The sequence below is a fragment of the Alteripontixanthobacter muriae genome (assembly GCF_013336795.1).
In the GTDB taxonomy this organism is placed as follows: domain Bacteria; phylum Pseudomonadota; class Alphaproteobacteria; order Sphingomonadales; family Sphingomonadaceae; genus Pseudopontixanthobacter; species Pseudopontixanthobacter muriae.
In genome coordinates, this window is sequence record NZ_JAAFZT010000015.1 from 60,577 (window position 1) to 82,622 (window position 22,046).

General features: G+C 60.8%; 23 protein-coding genes, 1 tRNA gene and 1 pseudogene. 12 read left to right on the forward strand and 13 right to left on the reverse strand.

The features are described from left to right. Positions 1-42 precede the first annotated feature (42 nt). Positions 43-1,086, reverse strand: coding sequence for a polyprenyl synthetase family protein (locus tag G7A66_RS04785; RefSeq protein ID WP_174294565.1), 1,044 nt, complete (start codon positions 1,084-1,086; stop codon positions 43-45). Positions 1,087-1,253: 167 nt separating this feature from the next. On the opposite strand from G7A66_RS04785, the gene G7A66_RS04790 reads away from it, so the two are divergent. Further along, positions 1,254-1,556 carry a chorismate mutase gene (locus G7A66_RS04790; protein WP_456298146.1) on the forward strand — a complete coding sequence of 101 codons (303 nt, stop codon included), beginning with the start codon at positions 1,254-1,256 and terminating at the stop codon, positions 1,554-1,556. A gap of 138 nt (positions 1,557-1,694) precedes the next feature. Next, complete coding sequence (locus G7A66_RS04795; RefSeq protein WP_174294567.1) at positions 1,695-1,913, forward strand: hypothetical protein; 219 nt, start codon at positions 1,695-1,697, stop codon at positions 1,911-1,913. 125 nt (positions 1,914-2,038) lie between these two features. Here G7A66_RS04795 and G7A66_RS04800 read toward each other — a convergent pair whose 3' ends face one another. The 4 genes from G7A66_RS04800 to G7A66_RS04815 all read right to left on the reverse strand — a co-directional run bounded on the left by G7A66_RS04800 (position 2,039) and on the right by G7A66_RS04815 (position 5,384). Next, entirely contained in the window at positions 2,039-3,499 is a 1,461-nt protein-coding gene (locus G7A66_RS04800) for a sensor histidine kinase (protein ID WP_408609239.1), read from the reverse strand. After that, positions 3,456-4,133 (reverse strand): response regulator transcription factor, encoded by a 678-nt coding sequence (locus G7A66_RS04805; RefSeq protein WP_174294569.1) that lies wholly within the window; start codon positions 4,131-4,133, stop codon positions 3,456-3,458. The genes G7A66_RS04800 and G7A66_RS04805 overlap by 44 nt, the downstream gene beginning before the upstream one ends. Positions 4,134-4,236: 103 nt before the next feature. Then, on the reverse strand, positions 4,237-4,581 hold the full coding sequence (locus tag G7A66_RS04810) for a PepSY domain-containing protein (protein ID WP_232366645.1): 345 nt from the start codon (positions 4,579-4,581) through the stop codon (positions 4,237-4,239). Positions 4,582-4,658: 77 nt separating this feature from the next. After that, positions 4,659-5,384 (reverse strand): SIMPL domain-containing protein, encoded by a 726-nt coding sequence (locus tag G7A66_RS04815; RefSeq protein WP_174294570.1) that lies wholly within the window; start codon positions 5,382-5,384, stop codon positions 4,659-4,661. 147 nt (positions 5,385-5,531) lie between these two features. Here G7A66_RS04815 and G7A66_RS04820 point away from each other — a divergent pair, with 147 nt between their 5' ends. Then, positions 5,532-7,346, forward strand: coding sequence for an ABC-F family ATP-binding cassette domain-containing protein (locus G7A66_RS04820; RefSeq protein ID WP_174294571.1), 1,815 nt, complete (start codon positions 5,532-5,534; stop codon positions 7,344-7,346). 18 nt (positions 7,347-7,364) lie between these two features. On the opposite strand, the pseudogene G7A66_RS04825 reads toward G7A66_RS04820, so the two are convergent. Continuing rightward, positions 7,365-7,836: pseudogene (locus G7A66_RS04825) on the reverse strand (DUF6456 domain-containing protein). Between the two features lie 90 nt (positions 7,837-7,926). Here G7A66_RS04825 and G7A66_RS04830 point away from each other — a divergent pair. Continuing rightward, complete coding sequence (locus G7A66_RS04830; protein ID WP_174294572.1) at positions 7,927-8,502, forward strand: helix-turn-helix domain-containing protein; 576 nt, start codon at positions 7,927-7,929, stop codon at positions 8,500-8,502. A 17-nt stretch (positions 8,503-8,519) separates the two neighbouring features. After that, positions 8,520-9,731 carry a glycosyltransferase gene (locus tag G7A66_RS04835; RefSeq protein WP_174294573.1) on the forward strand — a complete coding sequence of 404 codons (1,212 nt, stop codon included), beginning with the start codon at positions 8,520-8,522 and terminating at the stop codon, positions 9,729-9,731. 41 nt (positions 9,732-9,772) lie between these two features. On the opposite strand, the gene secF is transcribed toward G7A66_RS04835, so the two are convergent. The 3 genes from secF to yajC are packed head-to-tail and all read right to left on the reverse strand — an operon-like array spanning position 9,773 to position 12,701. Further along, complete coding sequence (gene secF / locus G7A66_RS04840) at positions 9,773-10,753, reverse strand: protein translocase subunit SecF (RefSeq protein ID WP_174294574.1); 981 nt, start codon at positions 10,751-10,753, stop codon at positions 9,773-9,775. A 12-nt stretch (positions 10,754-10,765) separates the two neighbouring features. Beyond that, entirely contained in the window at positions 10,766-12,364 is a 1,599-nt protein-coding gene (secD, locus tag G7A66_RS04845; RefSeq protein WP_174294575.1) for a protein translocase subunit SecD, read from the reverse strand. 13 nt (positions 12,365-12,377) lie between these two features. Beyond that, positions 12,378-12,701, reverse strand: coding sequence for a preprotein translocase subunit YajC (yajC, locus tag G7A66_RS04850; RefSeq protein ID WP_174294576.1), 324 nt, complete (start codon positions 12,699-12,701; stop codon positions 12,378-12,380). A 225-nt stretch (positions 12,702-12,926) separates the two neighbouring features. On the opposite strand from yajC, the gene G7A66_RS04855 reads away from it, so the two are divergent. Together G7A66_RS04855 and G7A66_RS04860 are read left to right on the forward strand one after the other, a co-directional pair. Beyond that, a tRNA-Pro gene (locus G7A66_RS04855) sits at positions 12,927-13,003 on the forward strand. 123 nt (positions 13,004-13,126) lie between these two features. Further along, the gene (locus G7A66_RS04860) at positions 13,127-13,918 is read left to right on the forward strand and encodes an SDR family oxidoreductase (protein ID WP_174294684.1); all 792 of its coding nucleotides are present in this window, start codon (positions 13,127-13,129) and stop codon (positions 13,916-13,918) included. A gap of 2 nt (positions 13,919-13,920) precedes the next feature. On the opposite strand, the gene G7A66_RS04865 is transcribed toward G7A66_RS04860, so the two are convergent. Next, positions 13,921-15,120: a CaiB/BaiF CoA transferase family protein gene (locus tag G7A66_RS04865; protein ID WP_232366646.1), complete on the reverse strand. Its 1,200-nt coding sequence runs from the start codon at positions 15,118-15,120 to the stop codon at positions 13,921-13,923. A 73-nt stretch (positions 15,121-15,193) separates the two neighbouring features. Between G7A66_RS04865 and G7A66_RS04870 the strand changes: the two genes are divergently transcribed. Both G7A66_RS04870 and G7A66_RS04875 read left to right on the forward strand, forming a co-directional pair. Then, positions 15,194-16,078 carry an HpcH/HpaI aldolase/citrate lyase family protein gene (locus G7A66_RS04870; RefSeq protein WP_174294577.1) on the forward strand — a complete coding sequence of 295 codons (885 nt, stop codon included), beginning with the start codon at positions 15,194-15,196 and terminating at the stop codon, positions 16,076-16,078. Positions 16,079-16,170: 92 nt separating this feature from the next. Next, positions 16,171-16,584: a holin family protein gene (locus tag G7A66_RS04875; protein WP_174294578.1), complete on the forward strand. Its 414-nt coding sequence runs from the start codon at positions 16,171-16,173 to the stop codon at positions 16,582-16,584. Positions 16,585-17,037: 453 nt separating this feature from the next. Here G7A66_RS04875 and G7A66_RS04880 read toward each other — a convergent pair whose 3' ends face one another. Then, the gene (locus tag G7A66_RS04880; RefSeq protein ID WP_206675069.1) at positions 17,038-17,754 is read right to left on the reverse strand and encodes a VV20781 family protein; all 717 of its coding nucleotides are present in this window, start codon (positions 17,752-17,754) and stop codon (positions 17,038-17,040) included. 243 nt (positions 17,755-17,997) lie between these two features. Here G7A66_RS04880 and G7A66_RS04885 point away from each other — a divergent pair, with 243 nt between their 5' ends. The 3 genes from G7A66_RS04885 (at position 17,998) to accC (ending at position 20,400) form a co-directional block, all read left to right on the forward strand. Beyond that, positions 17,998-18,432, forward strand: coding sequence for a type II 3-dehydroquinate dehydratase (locus G7A66_RS04885; RefSeq protein WP_174294580.1), 435 nt, complete (start codon positions 17,998-18,000; stop codon positions 18,430-18,432). A gap of 92 nt (positions 18,433-18,524) precedes the next feature. Next, positions 18,525-19,031 (forward strand): acetyl-CoA carboxylase biotin carboxyl carrier protein, encoded by a 507-nt coding sequence (gene accB, locus G7A66_RS04890; RefSeq protein ID WP_232366647.1) that lies wholly within the window; start codon positions 18,525-18,527, stop codon positions 19,029-19,031. 7 nt (positions 19,032-19,038) lie between these two features. Continuing rightward, entirely contained in the window at positions 19,039-20,400 is a 1,362-nt protein-coding gene (gene accC / locus G7A66_RS04895; protein WP_174294582.1) for an acetyl-CoA carboxylase biotin carboxylase subunit, read from the forward strand. Between the two features lie 19 nt (positions 20,401-20,419). Here accC and G7A66_RS04900 read toward each other — a convergent pair whose 3' ends face one another. Together G7A66_RS04900 and G7A66_RS04905 are read right to left on the reverse strand one after the other, a co-directional pair. Further along, positions 20,420-21,463, reverse strand: coding sequence for an ion channel (locus tag G7A66_RS04900; RefSeq protein WP_174294583.1), 1,044 nt, complete (start codon positions 21,461-21,463; stop codon positions 20,420-20,422). 103 nt (positions 21,464-21,566) lie between these two features. After that, entirely contained in the window at positions 21,567-22,028 is a 462-nt protein-coding gene (locus G7A66_RS04905) for an Lrp/AsnC family transcriptional regulator (RefSeq protein WP_174294584.1), read from the reverse strand. Positions 22,029-22,046: the final 18 nt, after the last annotated feature.

Below are 22,046 nucleotides of genomic sequence, written 5' to 3' on the forward strand. Positions count from 1 at the left end.
CAGGCGCTCCTGCTGCGACCGGGTGGCTGCACGGACCAACGTTCAGTAGAATCGCGCCACGGCAAATTCGGCAGCCTCGGCCATTGCGCGGCGTGCCTTGCTGTCAGGAAAGATCGAGATCGCCTCGATCGCGCGGCTGGCGAAATGCCGGGCCCGGTCGCGGGTCGCGGCCACCGTGTCGTGTTTCTCGATTAGGGAGATGGCTTCGCCGAGATCGTCGTCCGAGGTGCAGTGGCCGCCGATTGCGGACTTCCAGAAGGCGCGCTCGGCCTCGTCGCCACGGGCATAGGCGAGGATGACTGGCAGCGTCATCTTGCCTTCGCGGAAATCGTCGCCGCGGGTCTTGCCCATCTCTGCGGCACTCGAATTGTAATCGATGGCATCGTCGACCAGCTGGAAGGCGACACCCAAATTCCGCCCGTAATCGTCGAGCGCCTGCTCCTGACGGTCGTCGCATTCGGCCACCACGGCCGAAATCCTGCTGGCTGCCGCGAAAAGCGCGGCTGTCTTGGCACCGATGATGGCGAGGTAACGCTCCTCGCTCGTTTCGATCTGCCGCTGCGCGGTCAGTTGATCGACCTCGCCTTCCGCGATGATCGAACTTGCAGACGAAAGGATCTTCAAGACCTTCAGGCTGCCATCCTCGACCATCAGTTCGAAAGCGCCGCTGAAAAGGAAATCCCCGACAAGAACCGTTGCCGGGTTTCCGAAAATGATATTCGCTGCCGCCTTGCCGCGCCGCAGATCGGATCCGTCGACCACGTCGTCGTGCAGCAGGGTTGCGGTGTGAATGAACTCCACGGCAGCAGCCAGCCGGTGATGGCGTGTGCCCTGATAACCAACCAGTTCGGCGCCCGCGAGAGTGAGCATCGGGCGAAGACGCTTGCCTCCGCCGGAAATCAGATGCCCGGCCAGCGCGGGTATCAACGGTATTTCGCTCTGCATCCTGTCCAGGATGATGGAATTTACCGAATTCATGCCGCCAGCCGTAAGAGACAGCATCGGATCGAGCGATGGTGGATCGCTGTCGCCGGATCGGGCGCTTTCGGGTCGCTTGCGCGGGAGGGGGACCACTTCGGCCGTCATGTCGCAGGCGCAGATGGGCGATGCGCCCTTCGATAGCAAGTCATGGCGAGACGAATTCGCTCTTCTGCCGGATGGATCGAACAGCTTGCGCGTGTTACCTCTGCTGCATGGACAGTCGTCAGCACGGTCAGGATGAAACAAAAGCCGCAAGTGCGACAGGGCGTTACGTGCCCGGCACGGCGGGCGCTGAGGAAGACCTGGTACTGGCTGGATACAGGCGATCCATCGACAATATTGACGCAGCCCTCGTCCATATCCTTGCCGAACGGTTCCGGATCACCCAGGCGGTCGGGCAGTACAAGGCGAAGGCGGACCTGCCGCCAGCCGACCCCGGACGTGAAGAAAAGCAGATCGCCCGGCTGCGAAATCTTGCCGGGGAAGCCAATCTCGATCCGGAATTTGGTGAAAAGTTCATCCGCTTCATCATTGAAGAAGTCATTCGACACCATCAGAATGCGCGCGGTCAATAATCAGAATGCGCGCGGTCAATAATATCGTCACATTTTTGCCGCACTCACTTGCCGATGTGGTGGGCTGCGCGATTGAACGGTTGCCAATCGGACCATGGATTGTATTGCAGGAAGCGATATCCAAATCTGGAGGATGTAATGAAATTGACCAAATTCGCGGCAGCCGCAGCTGCCCTTTCCCTTGCGACCGCGCCGGTCATGGCTTCTGCCGCCACTGTCGATCGTGCCGCTGCTCCGGTCACCGCTGAAAATGACATGGGCGACCGTGGCTCTATCGGTATTCTCGCCCTCTTTGCTATCGCCGCTCTGGCCATCGGCATCTTCGCCGACGAAGACGATATTCCTTTGTCGGCCTGAACCTTCCTGAACAGCTGGTATGGAACGGGGTCGATTTCGGCCCCGTTTCTTTGTGCCTATCGGTTCTGACGTTATCGCAGCCAATCCATTCAGGGCTGCAGGGATGATATTCCTACCTCTTCAGGTCAGAGCGGGCGCGGCAGACTCAGGTTGACGAGAAGCCCGCCGAGATCCTCGCTTTCGCCGAGTTCCACGCTCCCCCCATAGATTTCGGCCACATCGCGCACAATGGCGAGCCCAAGTCCTGTTCCGGGCTTTCCGGTATCAAGACGTGCGCCCCGGTCAAAGATGCGCGTGCGCTCCTCGTCGGGGATGCCCATCCCGTCATCCTCGACCCAGATGACGCATTGCGGGTTCAGTTCTTCCGCATCGACAGTAACAAAGACGCTTCCGCCGCCGTATTTTGCGGCATTCTCGATCAGATTGCCGAGTATTTCATCAAGATCCTGCCGTTCTATGGCAACCTGAGCCGATCGATTGCCATCGAGGTCGAACCGCACATCAGGGTAAAGCCGCTCGACAGCACGCCGGACGGCCTCCGCACTTTCGCACACCGGCGTCCGTGCGTGCCCGACAGCGCGGCGGCCCACTGCTCGTGCCCTTGCCAGATGATGGTCGACATGGCGCCGCATCGTCGTCGCCTCTCGAATCACGGTGTTCGGAAGATCGGGCGCCTTGGCTGTGGCCGCATTGTTGATGACGGTCAGCGGCGTCTTCAAGGCATGCGCCAGATTGCCCGCATGCGTCCGCGCCTCCTCTGCCTGGCGCTCCGAATGGGACAGAAGCGCATTCAGTTCCTGCACCAGGGGCTGAACCTCGTATGGCAACGGTTCGGTCACGCGATTTTCGCCGGTGGTGCGAATGCGCTGGATCGCCACACGAATTCGGCGCAGAGGTCGAAGGCCATAATAGGTGACGAGCATCGCCATCACGAGCAGACCGAAACCGAGCACGGCGAAGCTCCATACAAGAATGGAGCGAATCTGTCTGATCTGCGCGTTCAGTTCTTCGCGGCTGGCGGCAACGACAAACCACCAGTTCGTATCGCTATTGGGCAGTTTCAGTGAACGTTCGGCAACTCTCAGCGGTTCGGACGGGAACTGCGCGCTGTCATAGATATGCACATCATTATCCGAATGGTCGCCGCGCACCTCAAGCTGGCGGTCCCAAAGGCTGCGCGAGGGCAGATCCTCAAATCCTTCACCACTGACCTGCCAATATAGTCCGCTGCCCGGCTCCAGGAAACGCTGATCACCAAGCGGACGGTTGAGATAGACCTCACCGCCCTGCTCGATTTCGGTCGACCCGATCATTGCGGTGAGGATATACCGCAGCTGATCGTCGAAATTGTCTTCGACGAGGTTCACCAGCGTGCGGTCCAGCGCGAAGCCGCCGCCGAGCAACAGAATCATGATCCAGCCTGCCGCGATCAGCATCATGCGCCGGGCCAGACTGCCGGTATGCGGCCCTTCCACGCCTATCGCGGGCGCGGATCGGTCTGCTCCTCCTGGCGGAACATCCTCACCCGCGCGCAGCGGGACGTCAGGCGCGCGGCTGGTCGGCGGGATCGTCGAGGCTGTAGCCAAGGCCGCGTATCGTTGTGATGACATCCGCGCCCAGTTTCTTGCGGATTCGGGTGACGAAAACCTCAATCGTGTTTGAATCGCGATCGAAGTCCTGATCGTAAATGTGCTCAATCAGCTCGGTGCGGCTGACCACCTTGCCCTTGTGGTGCATGAGATAGCTTAGCAGCTTGTATTCCTGAGCGGTCAGCTTCACCGGCTCGCCATTCAGAGTGACCCGTCCGCTGCGCGTGTCGAGACGGACATCTCCTGCCGTCAGTTCGCTGCTGGTGTTTCCCGACGCGCGCCGGATAAGCGCGCGAAGTCGGGCGATCAGCTCTTCGGTCTGGAAGGGCTTGGCCAGGTAATCGTCTGCACCAGCATCGAGCCCGGCCACCTTGTCGGACCAGCTGTCGCGTGCGGTCAGGACGAGGACGGGGAAAACCCGCCCTTCCTTGCGCCACATGCCGAGAACGGTAAGCCCGTCGATCTCGGGCAGGCCCAGGTCGAGAATTACGGCATCGTAATCCTCATTCGCGCCCATGTAGTGGCCATCTTCGCCATCGGTGGATAGATCGACTGCATAGCCGTTCTGTTCCAGCGTCGATTTCAGCTGCTGGCCGAGTGTAGGTTCGTCCTCGACAATCAGGATGCGCATCGGTCCCCGTTCCCCTTCGAAGTCATTGCCCGTCAGTTGGGCGTGTTGAAGGAACGCGTCAAGCCGACGCAAAGTTTCAATCTCATGCGCGGACCGCTCGTTTTCACCGGGTGCGGTTGATCACGCGGCCCGTACGCGCATCGACATCGACGAAGACGACTCGCCCGTCCTTGATGAACTTCAGGCGGTAGGCCATCGCCGCCGAATCGTAGGCAGGGCCGAGATATTCATACCCCTTCATCGTGGGCAGGATGCGCCGTTCGATCTCGCGCAGGGACAGGACGTTACCCGCCTTCATCTCCTTGCGCGCCGCGCCCTGCTCGCTTCGCTGCGCGACCGCGGGGGTCGCCGCTACAGCGGACAGGGTCAGGGCCGCACCCGCTGCAACGGCAAGACCGGTGCGCAGGCGAGGCAGGAAAGAGGCGATCCGGGAAGCTCTTGAAATCATGTCCGAGACCGTAAGGCCAAGGCTTTTAACCCCTTCTGAATGAGACAGGGCAAGTCTCAAGCTGCCCGGAAGACACTTTAGCGGGTCATCTCATAGGTAACGTTGATGGTTACCGATGTCCCCACCAGTCCTGGCTGAACGGGTGTCTTTATTCTGCTGCCGGTCACCATGATCTCGTCGCTGGCGAAGGGAACTGGCCGGCTTGAACCGACATTCTCGCTCACCTGAAGCAGCCTCACGCCTGTATAACCCGCCCAGCGGGCGTAATCCTGCGCCTGCGCCTGCGCCTTCTGCATCGCCGCCTGCCTCGCCTGCGCCTGAGCAGCCGTGTCGTCGTCGATGGAGAAGGACGGTCCGCCGATATCGTTCGCACCGGCGGCGACCAGCGCATCAAGGACCGGCCCGGTGCGGCTTACATCCCGCAACTTCGCCCGTACCCGGTTCGAGGCAATATACCCGCGGAAAACCTGGCGCTGCGTCTGTTGATCGAAATCGTAATTGGCTGAGAGATTGATCCCGGAGGTCTGAATATCGCGCTCTGCGATCCCGAGTGACTCGAGCCGGTCCACCACCGAATTCATGCGCTCGGCATTCATTCGCATCGCCTCGACGGCGGTCGGGGCCATGGTCGTAACGCCCGCCGTGATTTCCGAAACGTCCGGTTCGGCCTGAACGGTTTCTGTCACGCTCAATTCGACGACAGGGCCCTGCGCTGCGACCTGGATTTCTGCCGCCGCCGCTGTTGTGGCAAATATCGGTGCAGTAACAATTGCGGCCGCTAGCCCATAAATATTTCGTGCCATAGATTCGTTACTCCACAATGTGACCTGCGCCAGAGGTGCAGACCTGACGATGCACGGCAAGTGAACCGCTCGCGCAGGATCAGGGTCCGGCATTATCCGCTGCGCATCGCTCTTGTCCATGTTCGCTTGCCCCCCTAACTGGCTCGCATGGCGCAACCTCCCATTCTCAGCCTCGAAAGCATTGGTCTTCAGCAGGGTGGCCGCTGGCTGTTCGGCGGTGGCGACAGTGACGGACTTGATCTTCACGTCGGCCCCCGCGACCGCATGGCGCTGATCGGCAGGAACGGCGCTGGGAAGACGACGCTCTTCCGCCTGATCCTCGACAGCATCGAACCCGATCGCGGCCTGCGCAAGGTGAAGCCCGGAACGCGTATCGCGGTGCTGGAACAGGAGCCGGACTTCTCTGCTTACGATACGCTGATGGACTTCGCGCTGGCCGGCGACGACGCGCCGGAAAGCTATGAAGTGGAAGCGATCGCCGACCAGCTCGGCATCGATATGACGACCGCGGCACAGGGTGCGAGCGGCGGCGAAAGGCGCAGGGCGGCCATCGCACGCGCATTGGCTCAGGACCCAGACCTGCTGTTGATGGACGAACCGACCAACCATCTCGACCTTGCCGCGATCGACTGGCTAGAGGATTGGCTGGGGCGCTATCGCGGCGCCTTTATTGTCATCAGCCATGACCGTACCTTCCTCAATCGCCTCACCAACGCGACACTATGGCTGGACCGTGGCCTGCTGCGCCGCAGGGATGTCGGTTTCGGCGGATACGAGGCCTGGGAAGAACAGGTCATGGCGGAAGAAGCGCGCTCAGCCGAGAAGCTCGACGCGCGACTCAAGCTGGAGGCGCATTGGCTGGAACGCGGCGTCACCGCCCGCCGCAAGCGCAATCAGGGCAGACTGGAAAAACTGTACGAAATGCGCGCGCGTCGCGCTGCCATGATCGACCCTGCAGGCACTGCGAAGCTGAAGCTGGCGAGCGAGGACGAAACCCGATCCAAATCGGTCATCGTCGCGGAAAAGGTGACCAAGACTTACGACGAACGCCCTGTCATTCGCGATTTCTCACTACGGGTACAGCGGGGCGACCGGATAGGTGTGGTCGGAGCCAATGGCGCGGGCAAGACGACCCTGCTGAAGCTGCTTACCGGTGAAATCCCGCCCGACACTGGCAAGGTCACGATCGCCAGGACGCTGACCGGCGTGATGATCGACCAGCAACGCGCGTTGCTGCAGCCTGAGAAAAGCGTTCGCGACATCCTCGCGGAAGGCGGCGACTGGATCGACGTGGATGGCGTGCGCAAGCATGTTCAGGGCTATCTGAAGGATTTCCTGTTCGACCCCGGGATCGTCGACACCAAGGTGGCAACGCTCTCGGGCGGGGAACGCTCGCGCCTTTTGCTCGCCCGCGAATTTGCGCGTAAATCGAACCTGCTGGTGCTGGACGAACCTACCAATGATCTCGACCTCGAAACTCTTGACCTGTTGCAGGAGGTCATTGCCGATTACGAAGGCACGGTCCTGATCGTCAGCCATGATCGCGATTTCCTCGACCGCACCGTGAATCTGACACTCGGTCTCGATGGCAGCGGATTGGTCGATATCGTGGCCGGTGGCTATGCGGATTGGGAGGCAAAGCGCACGCGCCGCACGCCGAAGGCACGGACCGAGAAAGCATCGACGCCAAGCCGCCAGATATCTTCTCCGACTCCGGCCCCTCCCCCGCCCTCACGCAAATTGTCATACAAGGACCAGCGCGACTACGATCTCCTGCCGAAGCGCATTGCCGATCTGGAAAGCGCGATAGCCAGGGGAGAGCAAATCCTGTCAGATCCGGACCTGTTTACGGCCGACAATGCGCGTTTCCGCGAGATTTCCCAAGGGGTCGAAAATGCCCGGGCCGAGAAGGAGAGCGCCGAAGACCGCTGGCTGGAACTGGCAGAAACACTCGAAAGCTGAGGTGGCCCGGCGCCCCGACTAGCTGATCCGGTAATATGTAGCGACGCGGTCCAGCGCCAGCTTCAGCACCAGCTTGCCGCTGCGCGCTAGCCAGGACATGCTTTTTTCCGCATCGGGCAAGCTTTCGCTGCCACAGACCACGCGCCAGAGGATGTCGGCGAATCCGGTGCCTGCCTCTGCCAACGCCGCGTCGAACCGCGCCTTTGCGGCTAGCTGACGTTCCTTCGGGCTCAGGTCGCTGTTACCCCCCCTTTATCCGGACCGGGCTCCAGCTCATGGTCATGCGCGGACTCAGTTGCGCTTTCTCATAATCTGATCGCAGCCGTTCGCCGGCGTCGAACAGGCGATCGTCGATGTGGCCACGTGCATGAAGCCAGGACAGAGGCGATTCGGCGGCATTAACCGTGACGCTACGGCGGGATTGCTTGTTGACCGGACGGCGCGAAGGCCCTCCCGATGTCATTTCCCGTTCCACAAGTTTGCGCTGCATTGTGAGAATCCTTCTCAAGCCGGATCAGCGCTTGCCAAAACCGCATGGTTGTAGGAAAGTGAAAAACCATTCTGGTTACGGAGATGGCCAATGATCAATCGCATCCGCGCGATCCGCAAGGACAAGGGGATGACCTTGTCCGATGTCGCGGCAGCTTGCGATCCGCCGACCACCGCGCAGACGATCGGTCGGCTGGAAACCGGCATGCGCAATTTATCGCTGAAATGGATGGAGCGTATCGGCGCTGCTCTAGGGGTCGAACCCGAAATGCTGGTGCGGTCCGAAGGCCTCGCCGCTCCGCAGATCGTAGCGGTTCTGACCGAAAAGGGTGCAGAGGCGCTGTCGAGCCCGCGCGATGCGCTGCTCATGAGCGAGTTGGCCACGAATGGCGATGCGCTCATGGTATTGGATATCGTAGCCAGCGCGGGCGAGTATCGGATCGGCGACCAGCTCTGGCTCAGGCAGGCTGAACCTTCCGATGCCGCGCGCGCCGTAAATCGCGACGTTCTGGTGCCACGGAAAGGTGGCCGCTTTGCGTTCGGCCGCCTGATTGACCGGCGCGAAGGCATGGTGGGAATCCTGCCGCCCGGCGCTGGGCAAAAGCAGCTTGTAGTCGATGACCCGGCCTGGATCGCAGTGGCGGAGATGCTGGTTCGCCGGTTGTGAATGGGAATAAAGCGCCGGTGACACGAAAGCGCCTTCTTTCCATCTCCACACTGTACCCGAATTCTCATCGACCAAGGTTCGGCACATTCGTCGCCCGTTCCCTGGAAGCGCTCGCCCGGCACGAAGCGTGGGACGTGACCGTCATCAACCCCATTGGTGTGCCGCCACTTGCTTGGGGCCGGTACCGCGCACTCAAACATGCTGCGGTCGATGGTGTGGAGAATGGCGTGTCGGTCCACCGCCCGACTTTTCCGCTGCTTCCGCGCATCGGCGGGCGGATCAACCCGGCCATGATCGCGAGATCGGTCCTGCCGCTTGCACGCCGACTGCACGCAAAAGTTCCGTTCGACATGGTGGATGCGCAGTTCTTCTTTCCCGACGGTCCAGCGGCCGAGCGGGTTGCGCGAGCGCTTGCGCTACCTTTTGCGATCAAGGCGCGCGGTGCCGACATTCACTATTGGGGCAGCAAGCCCTACGCGCGCAGGGCCATGATCGAGAGTGCCAAGCGAGCGGAAGTGCTGCTGTCCGTATGCAATGCCCTGTCGAAAGATATGGTGGCGATCGGCATGGAGCCGGGCAAGATTACTCTCCATTACACCGGACTTGACCGCGACCGGTTCCGACCTCTCGATCATACCGCCTTGCGGCGTAGGATAGCTGACGAATTCCGCATCGAACTACCCGGCGATGTGCCTCTGCTGGCGACTGTCGGCGCCCTGATCGAGCGCAAGGGGCAACGCCTTGTTCTTTCCGCACTTTCAGCTTTGCCGAAAGCACATCTGCTGCTCGTGGGTGAAGGGCCGGACGAGGCCGCTCTGCGCGATCGGGCGGAGCGGGCCGGGATTGCTGAAAGAGTCCATTTTCTTGGCTCCGTCGACCACGATCTGCTGCCGCTGCTGCTCTCTGCGGCTGACGTCATGGTGCTGCCGTCGGCCAGCGAGGGTCTCGCGAACGTCTGGATCGAGTCTCTTGCCTGCGGCACCCCGATCGTCATCACCGATGCAGGCGGAGCACGGGAAGTCGTTACCGGCAGAGATGCCGGATTGATCGTGGACCGGAACACTGAAAGTATCGTCACCGGAGTGGCCGATTTGCTGGGCGCACCGCCCGCCACCGATGCTGTCGTTGCAGCAGCGAGCAGGTTCAGCTGGCGAGAGAACGCCGCCGTCTTGGCGAGATGTTACGAGGCATTCTTGACTGGCACAGCAGCGCGATTCTCAAACGAGTAAGCGCAAATGGTCAGGCGGTGCCAATCGTCGCCGCCTGAAATTCATCCCTCCCCGCGCGCAATGCGCTCCTGACGATCGGCGGCACCCTCCTGGGGAACGAAGCTGCGCGACGTCACGCCGAGCCAGATCAGGATCGGTGCCGCCATGTAAACCGAACTGTAGGTGCCGACGAAGATGCCCAGCGTGATGGCCGCAACAAGGCCGAAGAGACTTGCTGGGCCGAACAGCAGCAGGGGAATCAGCGCGATCAGCAGCGTCAGCGACGTCATGACCGTGCGTGCCAGCGTCTCGTTGACCGACAGGTCCAGCAATTCAGGCAAGGGCATCTTGCGGTACTTTTTCAGGTTCTCACGGATCCGGTCGTAAATGACGATCGTGTCGTTAAGCGAATAGCCGATGATCGCGAGGATAGCCGCGATGATCTGCAAGCTGAACTCCATCTGGAAAAGTGCAAACATGCCCAGGGTCAGCGACACGTCGTGGAACAGGGCAAACAGCGCCCCAACCCCGAACTGCCATTCGAAGCGCACCCAGATGTACATGGCAATCGCCAGCATGGCCGCAAGCAGCGCGTAGGCAGCCTTTTCGCGGAACTCACCGGATACCTTGCCTGAAACCGAATCCACCCCGTCGATGCGGATAGAGGGATACTCCGCCTGCAGGGCATCGGTGATCGTGCGCGTCATCTGGTCGGCAAATGCAGGATTGCCCTCTGCTTCTGGCGGCAGTTTGACGCGGATCGAGACCTCGTTCGGCGAACCGAAGCGCTGAACGACGGGATCGCCGACATTCTGCAGTTCGCCAACAGTGCTGCGGATAGCCGGAATGTCAGCTTCTTCCTGCCCGACGAAGGTCGCACGGATTTCCTGACCACCGGCAAAATCCACGCCGTAGTTCAATCCCTGCGTGAAAACGAGCACCCAGCTCGCAGCGATCAGCAATAGGCTGACCACGTAGAAGGGCATTCGCCACTGAAGGAAATTGATGTTCGTATCGTCAGGGACGAGTTTCAAAAGTCGCATGGTGGCTCGCCTCTAGATGTTGAGGTCTGTTGGCCGCGTCTTGCGCAGCCAGCCGGCAACCCACATGCGCGTGAGCGTGACGGCGGTGAAGACCGATGTGAACAGGCCGATGATCAGCACGACTGCAAAGCCGCGGATCGGACCCGAGCCGAACAGGAAAAGCAGAACGCCGGCAATGAAGTTGGTGACGTTCGCATCGTAAATCGCACGGCTGGCTTCCTTGTAGCCATTCTCGACCGCTGCGACGACACGTCGGCCGCGCTTGCGTTCCTCGCGTATCCGTTCGTTGATAAGAACGTTGGCGTCCACCGCCGCGCCGATGGTCAGCACGAAACCGGCGATGCCCGGCAAGGTCAGGGTTGTTCCCATGATAGCCATGATGCCGAGCAGCATCAGCACGTTGAGCACGAGCGCTGCGGTCGCATAAACACCGAATCGGCCGTAGCTGACGATCATCAGCACGATGACAGCCACAGAGCCGATCATCATGGCGAGCAGACCCTTGCGGATCGAATCGGCACCAAGATCGGGGCCGACCGTTCGCTCCTCGACTACTGCTAGGTCTACCGGCAACGCACCCGACCGCAGCGAGATAGCCAGCGCATTGGCACTTTCCGCAGTGAAACTGCCGGAAATCTGGGCGGCACCGCCGCGGATCGGCTCGTTGATGTTGGGGGCCGACAAGACCTCCCCATCAAGGATGATGGCGAAAGGCTTGCCGACGTTTTCCGTGGTCAAACGGGCGAACCGTGATGCGCCCTGCTGATCGAATTCGATGCTGACGACAGCTTCGTTGTTCTGCTGATCGAAGGTCTGCTGCGCATTTACCAGGCTGTCGCCCTGAATGCCGCCAAGCCGCCGAACCGCAATCGACTGTCCTTCGAACGGCGTGCCGGGTGCATAGGGCACGATCTGGCTGCCCGGAGGCGCAATGCCCTGCGCGACATCCGATGGCAGTGCCGTCTGATCGACAAGCTTGAATTCAAGAGCCGCCGTTTGCCCAAGCAGATCCTTCAACTGGTCGGGGTTTTCAAGGCCGGGAACCTGAACGACGATGCGATTGTCACCCTGCTGGATGATGGTCGGTTCGCGCGTTCCCAGCTCGTCGATCCTCCGCCGCACGACTTCGGTGGCACTGTCCATCGCCTGAGCTACGGCTGTGCTAAGCCCGTCTTCGGTCGGCGTCAGAATGACACGGGACCGGTCGACTACCGACAGTTCCCATTCCCGGGTCATCCCGGTGCCGTTCACGAAAGGCAGTAATAATTCGCGCGCGCGGTCCACGTCGCTGCCATTCTCGAGCATGAAGCTGAGACGGCCATTGGCGGTTGAGAGATCACCGATGCGAATGCGCGGTTCGGCATCCCGCATCAGACTGCGTACCGTTTCCTCGGCGTTTTCGAGCCTTAATGCTGCGACCTCGTCAGGATCGGCTTCCAGAAGAATATGACTGCCACCGGCCAGATCGAGACCCAAATTGACCATCGGGTCGGGCAACGCCTCGGGCCAGCGGACATTCACGACCGACAGCAGAGACGGCAGGGCGGCGAGTATCGCCAGCAGCGTCAGGCCACTTAGCCAGATCTTCTTCCAGCGCGGAAATTCGAGCATGGTGGATCAGGCCTCAGTCGTTGGCGGCGGTGGCGCCGCCCGGGGGAATGATGTCCCCGATCGTGCTTTTCACAGCCTTCACGCGAATGTTCTGGCCAAGCTCGATATCGGCATAATGATCGTCGACCTTCACGACCTTGCCGATGAGGCCGCCGGCGGTAACCACCTGATCGCCCTTCTTCAGGCCCGCCACCTTCGCGGCATGTTCCTTCTGCCGCTTCATCTGCGGGCGAATGATCAGAAACCAGAAGATCAGCCCCATGCCGACAAGCGGGAGGAACTGCAGCAATGCTGGCGGCGCGTCGGCACCGACCGCAGCGGCGAGGAGATGATTCATCACAAAATCAAGCCTGTATCGTCAGAGGATTTGGCATTCGAATTCCGGCAATCGATCGCTCGGCCTGCCGCGTCCGGCGCGCCTAGCAGCAATGCGCGGGCAGAGCAACGAGTCGCGCTGCAACCTTTATGGCCGAAGCATTCTCCCGCCGATTACACGCCTTCATTGCATCGCCCCGCTTGCCAAGTGCTGAACCACGACCTATAGGCCCGCGCTCCACTGGCTCGGGACGTAGCGCAGCCTGGTAGCGCATCACACTGGGGGTGTGGGGGTCGGAGGTTCGAATCCTCTCGTCCCGACCAGTGGTAAAAATATCCCCCTCGTTGATGGCCTGCGCGAGCGCGGCCATCCGCACTACTCGCCTTATCAGCCATTCCGATCTATCCTGCTTCATCGGCATTCCCGCCGAAGCGAGGACCGGATGGATGAGCCCTTTTCGTGACGATCTTTTCGCAGGTAAGACCGCGTTCATCGCGGGCGGTACCAGCGGCATCAACCTTGGCATCGCGATCCGTCTCGCCGAGTTGGGCGCAAGGGTCGCTGTATGCGGGCGCGACGGAGGCAAGGCGCAGCGCGCCGCTGAAACCATCGGCCATGGTGCGCTCGGCCTGTCTACCGACGTTCGCGACTACGACCGCACGCGTGGCGCGATGGTGCAGGCGCATGAGGCTTTCGGCCCTTTCAACATCGTCATTTCCGGCGCGGCGGGCAATTTCCTAGCCCCTGCCACCGACATGTCGGCGAATGCATTCTCTACCGTGGTGGACATCGACCTGAACGGCACGTTCAACGTTTTTAGAGGTTGCCGCGACTTGCTGGACGCTCCCGGAGCCTCGCTCATCGCCATCACCGCGGGTCAGGCCGTCAACGCGATGGCGCTGCAATCCCACGCATGCGCAGCGAAAGCGGGCATCAACCAGCTCGTGCGGGTGCTTGCGCTGGAATGGGGCCCCGATGTGCGGGTAAACGGCATCTCACCCGGGCCGATTGCCGATACCGAAGGCATGAAGCGCCTTGCACCCGACCCGGCGACCCGGGCCGCTCATGAAGCGCGAATCGCCATGAAGCGTTGGGGCACCGCGCACGATGTGGCCGAATGCGCGGTTTTTCTGTGCTCCGAAGCGGCCTGCTACGTGACAGGCACCATTCTCGACTGCGATGGCGGCAGTCAGGTCGGCGACGCGTCGCGGATGGACACCGCGCGCGGTCTCGCCTGAGTTCAATCAACAGGCAAGTCGTCCAGTCCCAACTCTCGCAAAATCTCGGCAGTGTGTTCGCCCCGCCTTGGAGCAGGTCCGGCGACCTTGCCCGGGGATTTCGAAAAGCGCGCGGGCATGCCGGGCAATGTCAACTGCCCGTAGTCCGAATCGACGCTTTCGAAGAAACCGACCGCCTTCAGATGTTCATCGTTGAACAATTCGGCAGTCGAGCGCAGCGGCGCGCATGGAATGCCGAGCCCGCGCAGCAGGTCGAGCCATTCCGCAGTCGGCCGTGTCGCAAAGGTTCGGCGAAGATTGGCGTAAACCTCGCCAACCTTGGCTGCACGCTTCGACAGGCTGTCGTAGGTGTCGTCGCACCATTCCGGTTGCACGGCTGCCACGAAGGCGTTCCACTGCCGGTCGTTGTAAACCATTGCGGCCATGTGCCCGTCTGCTGTGCGATAGGGCCGGCGCTCCGGCGAGGTAATCCGGTGATAATGCGCGGGCGCGGTGGGCGGATCGAAGACGGCTCCATTGGCATGTTCCACCAGCATGAAGGCGCTCATCGCTTCGAACATGGACACCTCGACTTCCTGGCCCTCTCCGGTTCGTTGCTTGTGGAACAGCGCCAGCAAGGCGGCCTGGAACATTGCCATACCGGCGATCTTGTCGGCCATGATCGTGGCGACGAAGCCGGGCTGTCCTGTCACCATCTCCTGCAACTGGGGTAGCCCGACCTCTGCCTGAATCGTATCGTCATAGGCGGGAAAGTCGGCATAGGGCCCTGCGCGGCCATAGCCGTAGCCGTTGACGTAGACGATGTCGGGGCGAATTTCCCGCACCGCGTTGTAGTCGAAGCCCAGCCGCGCAATGGCCTTCGCACGCATTGAATGGATGAACAGATCCGCACCCGCGATCAGCGCCCGCAGCGCTTCCTTGCCTGAAGAACTTGCGAGGTTCAGTTCGATACCGCGTTTGCCCCGGTTAATATTCACGAAAATTCCGGACATTTCGGGTTCCGGTCCCTCGGTCGACCAGCGCATGGGATCGCCTTCGGGAGCCTCGACCTTGATGACATCGGCGCCCATGTCGGCCATCATCTGCGTCGCATGCGCGCCCATGACCATCGCGGTCAGATCGACGACCCGCACACCGACCAGAGGGCCGGAATGGGGCATGGGGCTCTTGGGCGGCAATGGTTCGTTCGGATCTGTTTTCATGCCGCCGAGGGCTAGCCAGCGCCGACCTTTTTCGCCAGAGAAAAGCCGTATTCGCTTCTTTCAAGGATGTGCCATGCCCGCCAGTTTCAGCGCCAGATCATGGCTGTTCGCCCCGGCGGACAGCGACAGGAAAATGGAAAAAGCTGTCGGCGGAGCTGCAGATGCAGTCATTTTCGACCTCGAGGATTCTGTGGCTTTGGCTAACAAGCCCGCCGCGCGTGAGAGAACGCGCGCTTTTCTCGAATCCGCCACCAACCGCGAACGGCTGTGGGTCCGGATCAACCCTCTGGACAGCGGCATGGCACTTGACGATCTGGCACGGGTGATGCCGGGCAGACCGGGCGGGATCATGCTGCCGAAAAGCGCGGGCCGCGCCGATCTGGAGCAATTGTCGCATTATCTTTCCGCACTGGAAGCAGTCAGCGGCATCGATCAAGGCAGCACCAGGGTCATCGCACTCGTCACCGAAACCGCGTCCGCCATGTTCACGACTGGCGAGTACCGCGGCACCTATCCCGGTTCGGACCGGCTCGTGGCGATGAGCTGGGGCGCGGAAGACCTTTCCAGCGCCCTCGGCTCCAGCCAACGCACCCTGCCCGACGGCAGCTATACGCCGCTATATGAACTCGCGCGCAATCTCTGCCTCCTCGGCGCGGTTGCCGCCGAAGTCGCTCCCATTGAAACCATCATGGCGGATTTCCGCGATCTGGAAGGGCTGAAAACGCGTGCAGAGATGCTGCGGCGTTCCGGCTTTCGCGGCATGCTGGCAATCCATCCGGCGCAGGTGGAAATTATCAACGCGGCCTTCACCCCGGATGAGGAAGAACTTGCCCGCGCACGCGAGATTGTCGCCCTGTTCGCTGCCAATCCCGATGCAGGGACCATCGGGCATGCGGGGGCGATGCTGGACCGCCCTCACCTGAGGCAGGCGCAGGCTCTCCTTGACATGGCGAGGTAAGCGACGGCTGGTTGTACCCTAGCCAAGAAAACTTTCCTACACGAACCTATATGGCTAAAAGCCTTCTCGTAAACACACCGGGAAGGAATGTCATGGCCCTCATCCAATCACTTGTCGGACCGATTGCATCGATCATCGACAAGGTCATCCCTGACAAGGAGGCGCGCGCGAGGGCGAAGCTGGAACTGCTGGAAATGCAGGGCACACAGGAATTGCAGGCGATCGAGGCGCAACTTGCCGCGATCGTTGCCGAAGCACGGAGTGACGATCCGTGGACCAGCCGGGCGCGTCCGTCATTCCTCTACGTCATGTACGTCATCATCCTGGCCGCACTTCCAATGGGTGTGCTGGCGGCCTTTCGCCCGCAGATGGCGCTCGACATCGCTGCAGGAATGAACGGGTATCTCGCAGGTTTGCCGGAGCCGCTCTACGCCTTGTTCGGAACGGGTTACCTCGGCTACACCGCCGCGCGCCAATGGGGGAAGGCGCGCGGAACCGACAAGTAGGCGGTGCTTCCGTATACTGCCAATTGGCTGTGCAGATGCAACTTCGCTCCGAATTGAACGGACAAGCGGAATGGACGCGGAGCTTGCGGTCGCGCTACAATGCGATGAAGTAAAAGCGCTCAGCATCCAAGGGCAGCTTTCACCTAATCAGGCCGAGTAGTGAGCATTAAAATCCAAACCTATAGCAACGAGCGAATGCCGGCAATGGCGTCTTTCGCTGGAAGACCGATGCTTCGGTGATAAGCGCGAAAGCGGACTTCTCCCTGTCATCGAATCTCGCGCAGAGCCGTAATCCCGCAATCCGTTGTGATAGTAGAAAGCCCCCACCTTGCACGACCGCGCACATTGATGAGGCAAGCTAAAACGCTCAGTTAAAGCCAAGCTTGCCTGCTGCTGATTGGTCTTGGTTCACAGAGCCGAGGGAGGATCGTTTCTCCTTGCCCCCGAACCACCTCACTCATCAGGCTGTACCTCAGCCGGGTCCCAGAAGATCGACAGCGCCAATGCGGCGGCGAGGACAGCTTCCCGCTTTTCGCCTAGCAAGGGCGCGAAGATGGTCTTATTCAGCCCATTCATGTCTATCGCGCCAATTTCGCCGCTTTCATCCACCAGTAGATAACCGAGCGCGGTCGGGCTCGGGAGTCCGCCTCCTTCATCACGGTGAATGGAACGGATCTCGATTTGCTGGCCTTCATAGAAGATTGTCCCCTGACGCTCGGATCGACCGTGAACGGTGCCGAAAGCGTTCTTTGGATCTTCAATGATCAATTCGGCATCGATAGGTGCCCCGTCACGAGCGAACTCACAATAATAAACCAGGCGGTCAGGAGTAATCGCGACGGGCCCGACATTGACCTGCCCCTCCCGATAGCTGCAGCGGCCCGCCAACCCTGCATTGCCGCTCCCAGGTTCGATCTGGAAAGCGCCGCCGCCCTGATGACGTACGAGCAACGGGTCGAAGATGCCGATCCGCTCCGCCGAACGGGTGAAGGTGCCGTATGCTCCGGCCAGGTTGAAGTCGCCGCGAGTGCCGCCGCCCATACCGGTCAGTTCAAGGCGCTCGGTCGATGCGGTCAGATTGGCAGGCAATGCGATCCGCGCCTCGCGAACCGAACATGCCGCGAGAAGCATTGTCACAGTTGCGACGCTCATCATAAGCCTCAGGCGCATGGTCATCCCTCTTCTTTTCTTGTCCTTACCAATAAAGAGAGCATCTGCTTACATGAAGCTGAACAAACGAGGCGCTGCTTGGAGTGACTCGCTTCATGAAATTGGAAGGAAAAACAGCGGGTCTGAAACTGACAAATTGGTCGGTTCGGGCCTGCCGACCACCGACCGGCTATTTGGCTGGGCCGCAAGTTTTCCGCCTGAAACCTGCTTGGTGTTCAGCCAGCCAAAGGCTAACCGAGCTTCATGAGCAATCTCGTCTATGTCCTCAACGGCCCCAACCTGAACCTGCTGGGTCTGCGCGAGCCTGAAATCTATGGCTCCGACACGCTGGACGACATCGCAGGCATGCTGGAAGACCGCGCCCGTGATCTGGCGCTTTCGATCGATCTGCGCCAGTCCAATCACGAAGGGCATCTGGTGGACTGGTTGCACGAGGCGCAGGCCGAAGGCGCGCGTGCCGTCCTGCTGAACGCTGCTGCCTATACCCACACCAGCATTGCGCTGCTCGATGCGATCCGCGCTATTTGTACGCCAGTGATCGAGGTCCACCTGTCCGACCCGCGCTCTCGTGAGGAATTCCGTCATCATACTTACGTGGGCCTTGCCGCCGTCCGCACCTTTCAGGGAAAGGGCGCGCGATCCTATGTGGAGGCTCTCGAATTTGTAGCGGAAATGTAGGAAATGCGCCGCGAATCGATGATGCGCCCTTGCAAGCCAGCGGCATCACGGCATAGACCGCCCCGCAACTGACATATTCCAAAAGGGAACTTATGGCTCACCATGCCGAGGACAAACCCGCCAAAAGCAATGGCGCGATGACGGTAGACAGCTCGCTGGTCCGCGAACTGGCAGAGATGCTGGGCGAAACCGGATTGACGGAAATCGAGGTTTCTGACGGCGAGCGCAAGATCCGTGTTTCGCGAGGCAGCGTCGCCGCCCCTCCGGTCATGCAGATGGCAGCCCCGGCCGCCGCACCTGCCGCCAGTCAGCCGGCGCCGTTGCAAGCTGCAGCCGCACCGACCGATGCTGCGCCGGACAGCGCCGCGGATGCGATCCGATCCCCCATGGTCGGCACCTGCTATCTGGCACCGGAACCGGAATCGCCAAATTTCGTCAGCATCGGCGACAAGGTTGCCGCCGGCGATACCCTGCTGATCGTGGAAGCGATGAAGGTGATGAACCCGATCACCGCCGACAAGGCCGGAACCGTCAAAGCCGTGCTGGTCGACAACGCGCAGCCGGTCGAATTCGACCAGCCGCTCGTCGTGATCGGTTGATTTGACGATGCCGGAGATCAAGCCGATAAAACGCATTCTCATCGCGAACCGCGGCGAGATTGCATTGCGTATTCTGCGGGCGGCGCATGAAATGGGCATCGAAACCGTGGCGGTCCATTCCACCGCAGATGCCGATGCCATGCATGTGCGCCTTGCCAACCATGCCGTCTGCATCGGCCCGCCGCCCGCCAAGGACAGCTATCTTAACGTTGCGGCGATCATATCGGCGGCGGAGATCGCGCATTGCGACGCGATCCACCCCGGCTACGGCTTTCTGTCCGAAAACGCGAAATTTGCCGAAATCGTCGAGGCGCATGACATTGTCTGGATCGGCCCAAAGCCCGAACATATCCGCACGATGGGCGACAAGGTTGAGGCAAAGCGAACTGCCGGTGCGCTGGGCCTGCCTCTGGTCCCCGGGTCTGACGGTGCGATCGACACTTTCGAACAGGCGCGCGAAATCGCGGCTCAGATCGGCTACCCGGTTCTGGTGAAAGCCGCATCGGGCGGTGGTGGCCGCGGCATGAAGGTCGTGCCGGACGAAAGCCAGCTTGAATCCCTGATGAGCCAGGCGCGGAACGAAGCAAAGTCGGCGTTTGGCGACGATACCGTCTATCTCGAAAAATACCTCGGCAATCCGCGCCACATCGAATTCCAGATCTTCGGCGACGGGCGCGGCCATGCCGTGCATCTGGGCGAACGTGACTGTTCGCTGCAGCGCCGTCATCAGAAGGTTCTGGAAGAAGCGCCCTCCCCCGTCATTTCAGCCGAAGAGCGTGACCGGATGGGCGGCATCGTGGCGAAGGCCATGGCCGATATGGAGTATCGCGGCGCCGGTACTATCGAATTCCTGTGGGAAGATGGCGAGTTCTATTTCATCGAAATGAACACTCGCCTGCAGGTGGAACATCCGGTCACGGAAATGATCACCGGCATCGACCTCGTACGCGAACAGATCCGAGTTGCCAGCGGCAAGGATCTGTCCTGCACACAGGACGAGATCCGCTTCACCGGTCACGCAATCGAATGCCGCATCAATGCCGAGGATGCCTACAGTTTCGCACCCAGCCCCGGTAAGGTCACGGCCTACCACGCGGCAGGCGGCATGCACGTGCGCGTGGATAGCGGCATTTATGCCGGCTATTCCATTCCGCCCTACTATGATTCCATGATTGCCAAGCTGATCGTTTATGGCCGCAGCCGTGAGAAATGCATGATGCGATTGCGTCGTGCACTGCAGGAGATGGTGATCGAAGGCGTCAAGACTTCAATTCCGCTTCACCAGGAACTGATTGAGCAGGACGACATTCGCACGGGCGATTATTCCATCAAGTGGCTGGAAGACTGGCTGGCCGAGCGGGAGAGCTGACCGCTCCTGCCGCGGGCGGTCAGTTCTTGCCGAACTCTTGCTGGGCGCGGCCTTGCCAGGCCGGAGTGAGTATGAGGCGATCGACTTCCCGCGACAATGGTCCGGCTTGCGCAAAGCGGAACAGCGGAAAGACCACGGAACCCCCGGTCGCCTGCACGTTCCGATCACCCGCCTCCGCGCGGGCCTGCGCCGCCGGATAGGCGACTAGATCGATCCTCTCCTCGTCCAGCGCCTTCAAGGCTTCTTCGGCAGTTGCGAACCGCGACACCCGCTCTGCGGATCCAAGCTCGGCAAGTTGCACGGCTTCACCGGCCACCACGCCTACATGCTGCCCTTCGATTGCGCTGGAAAGGTCCGTATTGCCGCCGGGCTTGCCAGTCAGCGAGACAAGATAGGCGGTTAGAATCGCTGTCAAGGCCATCGAGAACAGCATCCAGACCATGGCCACGAAACGTCCGCCAGCCGTTTTCGGCACGATATCGCCATAGCCGATGGTAGTGGCGGTGACACCCGCCCACCAGAACCCGTTTCCGATCCCGCCGAGATGCGCGAGATGGTCTTGTGAACCTTGCACCGAATCGTTGCCGCGTCGTTCCACCAGCCAGAAGATCGCGCCCGCCACGAAGACGAGGCCGCTGACGATCAGGACCACTTTCATAAAGCCCCAATTTGCCAAATTGGTAAGGCCCTCCACGAATGCCGTCGCCTGCGTTCCGCCGATCAATCCCACCGTGTCAGTGTAGAATGGCAAGCTTTGAACATTCGGACCGACCTGCCCTGCACCCGGTGAAGAACCGTCTGCATAGGCCGGGAAGGCGGCCGCAGCACCGGAGGTGGCCAGTTCCGCCGGTCGCACTTCTTCGAAACGATAGGCGACGCCCGCATTCTGCGCAGCAGCACGGAACAGGTCGACGGCGGGGCCGCTCCAGCCGCCGCTGCTGTCCTTCTGCGTGTAAGGCGGCACTTCTGCAATATGCACAGTTTGCGCGGCCACTGCCTGTTCGGGCACATAGCCGAAGCAGAAGATGAGACTTGCGAGAAAGAGCCGTAGATACATGGTCATGCTGCATCCTTGCTCAAGTGAGCGAACGCGCGTCAACACTTTCGCGGCCCCTAGCCAAACCGCATTTGCCATTCAGCCCGTTACTGAATGACCTGGATTGTGTTCAGAGCGGCACGCCCGGCTGGTATTTGGCCGTGCGGATCGTCAGCGAAGTTTTTACGCTCGCAACATTCGGCGCGGGCGTCAGCTTGCTGGTCAGGAACTCCTGAAAGCTTTGTAAATCGCGGCTTACGATTTTCAGGATGAAGTCGATTTCCCCGTTCAGCATGTGAACTTCGCGCACTTCCGGCAGGCCGCGCATATGGTTCTCAAACTCGGTCAGCGCTTCTTCCGCCTGGCTCTTCAGGCTGACCATCGCGAATACGGTTATGGCGAACCCCAGTTGCGAGGCATCCAGTTCCGCGTGGTAACCGCGAATGACGCCTGCCTCTTCCAGCGATCGCACCCTGCGAAGACAGGGCGGTGCCGTCAGCCCGACGCGATGCGCCAGTTCCACGTTGGTAACGCGCCCCTCATCCTGCAATTCGGCCAGCAGCCGCCGGTCTATCTGGTCCAGATTTGCCATGGTTCCCCTGTCCCTTCA